The sequence below is a fragment of the Brevundimonas sp. genome (assembly GCF_013823285.1).
In the GTDB taxonomy this organism is placed as follows: Bacteria; Pseudomonadota; Alphaproteobacteria; order Caulobacterales; family Caulobacteraceae; genus Brevundimonas.
Genome location: NZ_PNLV01000127.1, coordinates 1 through 5,924 on the forward strand (window position 1 = coordinate 1; position 5,924 = coordinate 5,924).

Annotated in this window: 8 protein-coding genes and 1 other annotated feature; of the genes, 7 read left to right on the top strand and 1 reads right to left on the bottom strand. The window is 67.9% G+C overall.

What is annotated here, in order from left to right; all coding sequences use genetic code 11:
• From C0461_RS12915 to C0461_RS12945, 7 genes are all read left to right on the top strand, one after another.
• Window positions 1–609: MnhB domain-containing protein (locus tag C0461_RS12915; protein WP_292107582.1), on the top strand; the 609-nt coding region annotated here is incomplete at its 5' end.
• Entirely contained in the window at window positions 606–1,013 is a 408-nt protein-coding gene (locus tag C0461_RS12920; RefSeq protein ID WP_363378585.1) for a Na+/H+ antiporter subunit C, read from the top strand. The genes C0461_RS12915 and C0461_RS12920, both read left to right, overlap by 4 nt.
• Window positions 1,010–2,542, top strand: coding sequence for a monovalent cation/H+ antiporter subunit D (locus tag C0461_RS12925; RefSeq protein ID WP_292107584.1), 1,533 nt, complete (start codon window positions 1,010–1,012; stop codon window positions 2,540–2,542). The genes C0461_RS12920 and C0461_RS12925 overlap by 4 nt, the downstream gene beginning before the upstream one ends.
• Entirely contained in the window at window positions 2,539–3,060 is a 522-nt protein-coding gene (locus C0461_RS12930; RefSeq protein ID WP_292107585.1) for a Na+/H+ antiporter subunit E, read from the top strand. The genes C0461_RS12925 and C0461_RS12930 overlap by 4 nt, the downstream gene beginning before the upstream one ends.
• On the top strand, window positions 3,057–3,332 hold the full coding sequence (locus tag C0461_RS12935) for a K+/H+ antiporter subunit F (RefSeq protein WP_292107586.1): 276 nt from the start codon (window positions 3,057–3,059) through the stop codon (window positions 3,330–3,332). Before C0461_RS12930 ends, C0461_RS12935 begins: the two co-directional genes overlap by 4 nt.
• A 5-nt stretch (window positions 3,333–3,337) precedes the next feature.
• Window positions 3,338–3,757, top strand: a complete 420-nt coding sequence (locus tag C0461_RS12940) for a Na+/H+ antiporter subunit G (protein WP_292107587.1) — start codon at window positions 3,338–3,340, stop codon at window positions 3,755–3,757.
• Window positions 3,758–3,811: 54 nt separating this feature from the next.
• Window positions 3,812–3,867, top strand: a sequence feature (sul1 is cis-regulatory element that is thought to sense ions involved in sulfur or methionine metabolism; They are found in Alphaproteobacteria).
• A gap of 84 nt (window positions 3,868–3,951) precedes the next feature.
• Window positions 3,952–5,427 (top strand): SulP family inorganic anion transporter, encoded by a 1,476-nt coding sequence (locus tag C0461_RS12945; protein WP_363378588.1) that lies wholly within the window; start codon window positions 3,952–3,954, stop codon window positions 5,425–5,427.
• 126 nt (window positions 5,428–5,553) lie between these two features.
• Here C0461_RS12945 and C0461_RS12950 read toward each other — a convergent pair.
• Window positions 5,554–5,924, bottom strand: a 371-nt coding sequence (locus C0461_RS12950; RefSeq protein ID WP_292107589.1) for a class 1 fructose-bisphosphatase, incomplete at its 5' end; no start/stop codon positions are given.

Below are 5,924 nucleotides of genomic sequence, written 5' to 3' on the forward strand. Positions count from 1 at the left end.
CTGGGCATCGCCGCCCTGGCCATCTTCGCCCTGCTGGACACCGCCGACCGGGGCGCGGCCGGACGCCGTCTGGCGGGCTGGACCCCCGACCTGATCCGCTCGCCCGAGCGCCACCCCATGATGCTGGTGGTGGCCACGCGCCTGTTGCTGCCCCTGGCTCTGATGGCCGGGCTCTATATCTTCCTGCGCGGCCACAACGAGCCGGGCGGCGGCTTCATCGCCGGACTGGTGTTCTCCATCGCCCTGCTGATGCAGTTCATGGCGTCGGGCTGGGGCTGGGCCGACGCCCGCCTGCGCGCGGACAACCACAACCTGATCAGCTGGGGCGTGCTGATCGCGGGCCTGACCGGGGTCGGCTCGATCTTTTTCGGCGCCCCGTTCCTGACCAGCGCCTTCGACTATTTCGAGCTGCCCGTGGTGGGCGAATTCGAGCTGGCCACCGCCATGCTGTTCGACATCGGCGTGGCCCTGACGGTGGTGGGCGCGGTGATGCTGGCCCTGGCCCAGTTGTCCCGTGTGGGCCAGCGCGCCGAGAAGCTGGAGCCCTCCGAGCATCCGATGGACATCAATCCCGCCCGTGAGTCCGAACCGACCGGGGAGGTGCGCTGATGAGCCTCGAGTTCCTGATCGCCAGCGCCATCGGCGTCATGACGGCCGCAGGCATCTATCTACTGCTGCGCCGCCGCACCTTCCCGGTGGTGCTGGGCCTGGCCTTCCTGTCCTACGCCATCAATGTGTTCCTGTTCTCCATGGGCCGTGTGGTGGTGGATCAGCCGCCGATCTACGACAAGGCCGCCACGGCCTGGACCGACCCCCTGCCCCAGGCCCTGGTCCTGACCGCCATCGTCATCGCCTTCGGCATGACCGCCTTCGTGGTCATACTGGCCCTGCGCGCCTACCTGGAAACCGGAACCGATCATGTGGACGGGCTGCCTGACGCGGTCCGCCCCGTGGAGGACGGCGTGGACGCCGATTCCATCATGCCCGACACGGAAGAGGAGGTGACCCCGTGACCGCCTCCGCCATCGCCCCCTGGGTCGTCGCGCCCGTCATCATTCCCGCCCTCGCGGCGGCGCTGATCCTGCTGGTCATGCGCCACCGCCTGACCCTGTCGCGGGTCACCACCCTGGCGGTCTGCGTCGCCCTGGTGGTCATCAGCGCGGTCATGACCGCCCATGCGTCCACCGGCGAGGTGGTCGCCTACGCCATGGGGAACTGGTCCGCGCCGTTCGGCATCGTGCTGGTGCTGGACCGGCTGTCCGCCCTGATGGTGCTGCTGACCTCGGTAGTGGCCCTGGGGGTGCTGATCTACGCCATCGCCACCGGGCTGGACCGCAAGGGCTGGCATTTCCACCCGCTGTTCCAGTTCCAGCTGCTGGGCCTGAACGGCGCCTTCCTGACCGGCGATCTGTTCAACCTGTTCGTCTTCTTCGAGGTGCTGTTGCTGGCCTCCTACGGCCTGATGCTGCACGGCCAGGGCGCCGCGCGCCTCAAGGCGGGGGTGCAGTACGTCATCATCAACCTGGCCGGATCGGTGCTGTTCCTGATCGCGGTGGGGATGCTCTACGGCGTCACCGGCACACTCAACATGGCCGACATGGCCCTGCGCGTGGCCGCCGCGCCCGAGGGCGATCAGGCGCTTCTGAAGTCCGCCGGCCTGTTGCTGATCGTCCTGTTCGCGCTCAAGGCGGCGCTGGTTCCGCTGCATTTCTGGCTGCCGCGCACCTACGCCTCAACCTCCGGGGCGGTGGCCGCCCTGTTCGCCATCATGACCAAGGTGGGGGCCTACTGCATCATCCGGGTCACCACCCTGATCTTCGGTGACGAGGCCCAGGCCTCCGCCTGGGCGCCGGCCGACTGGATGCTCCCCGCCGCCCTGGTCACCATCGCCCTGGGCTATTTCGGGGTCCTGGCCGCGAAGGGACTGCGGGATCTGGCCGCTTACGCCGTGATCGGCTCCATGGGCACCCTGCTGGCCGCGGTGGCGGTGTTCCAGCCAGACGCCATGTCTGCGGCCCTGTATTACACCGTCCACTCCACCCTGGCGGGCGCGGCCCTGTTCCTGGTCATGGACATGATCGCAGCGCGCCGGGGCGAGTACGGCGACGCCATCAATGTGGGCCCCCGCTTCCAGGACGTGGAGAAGCTCTCGGCCCTGTTTTTCCTCGCCGCCATCGCCATGGTGGGCCTGCCGCCCCTGTCGGGCTTCCTGGGCAAGCTGCTGATCCTGGACGGCGTGCGTGACGCGCCGGGCGGCTACTGGATCTGGGCCGTCATCCTGATCACCACGGTCATCGGTATCCTCGGTTTCGCCCGCGCCGGCAGCCAGATTTTCTGGAAGAGCGCCTCGGTGGAGGGCGACTGCAAGGCCGGCCGCATCCACGGCGGCGGGGCGACCCTGTTGGTGGCGGCGGGCTTCATCGCCTTGCTGGCGCTTTCGACCGTCTTCGCCGGCCCCCTGACCGCCTACACCGACGCCACGGCCGACCAGTTGTTCGACCGCGACGCCTACATCAACACCGTCATGGGAGGTCAGTCGTGAGCGAGATTCCGATCCAGCGCCCTTCCCTGGTCCAGCGCCTCCTGCCGCACCCGGCCCTGTCGGCGATGCTGGTGGTGGTGTGGATGCTGCTGCTGAACGGTCTCAGCTGGGGCGGGCTGGTGCTGGCCGTCGTCTTCGCCGTCGCCATCCCGCTGATCACCAGCCGGTTCTGGCCCGGCAATCCGCGCATGCGGTTCGGCCCGCCCCTGTGGGGCTATATGGCTATCGTGCTGTGGGACATCATGGTCGCCAATTTCCAGGTGGCCTGGATCATCCTGTTCCGCCGCAACCGCGATCTGCGCTCTCGCTGGCTGGTCATCCCCACCGACCTGCGCTCGCCCGAGGCCATCACCGCCTTCGCCGCCACCATCAGCCTGACGCCCGGCACGGTCTCCACCGACATCTCGGCCGACGGCCGGGCCCTGCTGGTGCACATCCTGGATACGGCCGATCCCGACGCCGAGATCGCCCGCATCAAGTCCCGTTACGAGGCCCGCCTGCTGAGGATCTTCCCATGAGCCCGATCGGATATGCGCTGGGCTTCGCCATCGGCTGTGTCGCCCTGGGCATGGCCCTGAACCTGTTCCGCCTGCTGCGCGGGCCCACCAGCGGCGACCGCATCCTGGCCCTGGACACCCTGACCATCAACATCATCGCCATGGTGGTGCTGTTCGGCCTGTGGGAGCGCACCGCCAACTATTTCGAGGCGGCGCTGCTGCTGGCCATGGTCGGCTTCCTGGGCACCGTGGCCTATTCCAAATTCCTCCTGCGCGGCGACATCGTGGAATGACCCCCATGCTCGAGATCATCGCCGAATACGTCATCGCGATCCTGCTGGTCATCGGCGGAGCCTTCCTGCTGGTCGGTTCCTGGGGCCTGGCCCGCTTGCCGTCCCTCATGACGCGCCTGCACGGTCCGACCAAGGCCACCACCCTGGGCGTGGGGGCGTGCCTGATCGCCTCCATGGTCTTCTTCCCGGCCATGGAGGGGACCTATTCGGCCCACGAGCTGCTGATCACCCTTTTCCTGTTCCTGACCGCGCCGGTGACCGCCAACATGATCGCCAAGTCGCACCTGCACCGTCAGGGCCGCAATATCGACCCCAACCCCGCCGACGATATCCGGGAGGGTCTGCCCCAGCCGTCGGGCGGCAAGGGCTGGGCCACCTTCGACGACAGCGCCGCCCTGGACCGCAAGGTCGTGAACGACGGCTGATTTCACGGCTCCGTGGTTGCCTTGTTGCGCCGCACAAGGCATAGGGCGGCCTTCGTCGGACCCGGACCTGATCCGGGTGGCTACGCCGGGCGCCGATCCCCCGGAGACACAACAGGCTGAACCGCCGACAGCGGACACACCCACGCCGTGACGGGGCGACGGGTCCGCTGGTCCTCCCCGGACGACCCATGAAAATCATCTCCCTCGCGCGCCAGGAATGGCTCGCAAGTCCCCGACGCGACCTGATGGCGGGCACTCTCGTCGCCCTGGCCCTGATCCCGGAGGCCATCGCCTTCTCCATCATCGCGGGGGTCGATCCGGCGGTGGGGCTGTACGCCAGCTTCGTCATCGCCGTGACCATCTCGTTCGTCGGCGGCCGCCCGGCCATGATCTCGGGCGCCACCGGTGCCATGGCCCTGCTGATGGTCCTGCTCGTGCGCGACCACGGTCTGGAATATCTGTTCGCCGCCTCCATCCTGACCGGGGTGTTCCAGATCATCGTCGGGGTGCTGAAGCTGGGGCGCTACATCAAATTCGTCTCGCGCTCGGTGATGACCGGCTTCGTCAACTCCCTGGCCATCCTCATCTTCATGGCCCAGTTACCCGAGTTGATCGGCGCCAACTGGCAGACCTGGGCCATGGTCGCGGGCGGTCTGGCGATCATCTATCTGCTGCCGCGTCTCACCAAGGTCATCCCCTCGCCCCTGATCGCCATTGTGGTGCTCAGCGGGCTGGCCGTCTGGCTCAACATCGACGTGCGCACCGTGGGCGACATGGGCCAGATGCCCTCCACCCTGCCCGTGTTCCACCTGCCCAACGTGCCCCTGACGTGGGAGACCCTGGCCATCATCGGCCCGGTGGCCGCCACCCTGGCCTTCGTCGGCCTGCTGGAGTCCCTGCTGACCGCCAACCTGCTGGACGACATGACCGACACCCCGTCGGACAAGGACATGGAGTCCCGCGGTCAGGGCATCGCCAACATCCTGTCGCCCCTGTTCGGCGGCATGGCCGGCTGCGCCATGATCGGCCAGTCGATCATCAACGTCACCTCCGGCGCGCGCGGACGCCTGTCGTCCCTGTGGGCCGGCCTGTTCCTGCTGTTCCTGATCCTGGTGCTTCAGGACTGGGTGGCGCAGATCCCCATGGCCGCCCTGGTGGCCGTGATGATCATGGTGTCCGTGGGCACCTTCGACTGGGGCTCGGTGATGCGGCTGCGCTCCACGCCCATGCAGTCCTCCATCGTCATGATCGCCACCACCGTCACCGTGGTCCTGACCCATGACCTGTCCCAGGGCGTCATGCTGGGCGTGATCCTGTCGGCCGTCTTCTTCATCCGCCGTCTGGGCAAGATGATCGAGGTGGTCGAGTCCGACGACAGCACCGACCAGGTGCGCCGCTACACCGTGCGCGGCCATGTCTTCTTCGTCTCGGCGGACCTGTTCGCGGCGGCCTTCGAGTATCACGGCCAGCCCGAGCGCGTGATCATCGACCTCAGCGACGCCCACCTGTGGGACATCACCGCCGTGGCCGCTGTGGACAAGGTGGTGTTCCGCTATCGCCGCCGGGGCGTGAAGGTCGAGGTCTACGGCATGAACGCCGCCGCCCAGACCCTGGTCGCCCGCACCGGCAAACACGACAAGGCCCACCTCCCGGCGGGCCTGTCGCACTAGCTCTCATCCGTGATCGCCGGGCTTGTCCCGGCGATCCATATGCGCCGATGGGGCAAGGCGAACGCGGCGCGTCCCGCGATTATGGATTCCCGGCACAAGGCCGGGAATGACGGATTGAGGGAGGCCTTAGCGGTACGTCAGAAACGTCTCGATCTCGGCCTTCGAGCCCAGCATCACCGGCACACGCTGGTGCAGGGCGCCCGGAACCACATCCAGCAGGGCCTGCGTCCCGTCGCTGGCCGCGCCGCCCGCCTGCTCCATCACCATGGCCATGGGCGCCGCCTCGTACATCAGGCGCAGGCGGCCCGGCTTGGACGGGTCCTTGCGGTCCGCCGGGTACATGAACACCCCGCCGCGCATCATGATGCGGTTCACGTCCGCCACCATGGACGCCACCCAGCGCATGTTGAAATCCTTGCCGCGCGGCCCCGTGGTCCCCGCCAGACAGTCGGCGATGTAGCGCTGCACCGGCTCGTGCCAGTGGCGCTGGTTCGAGG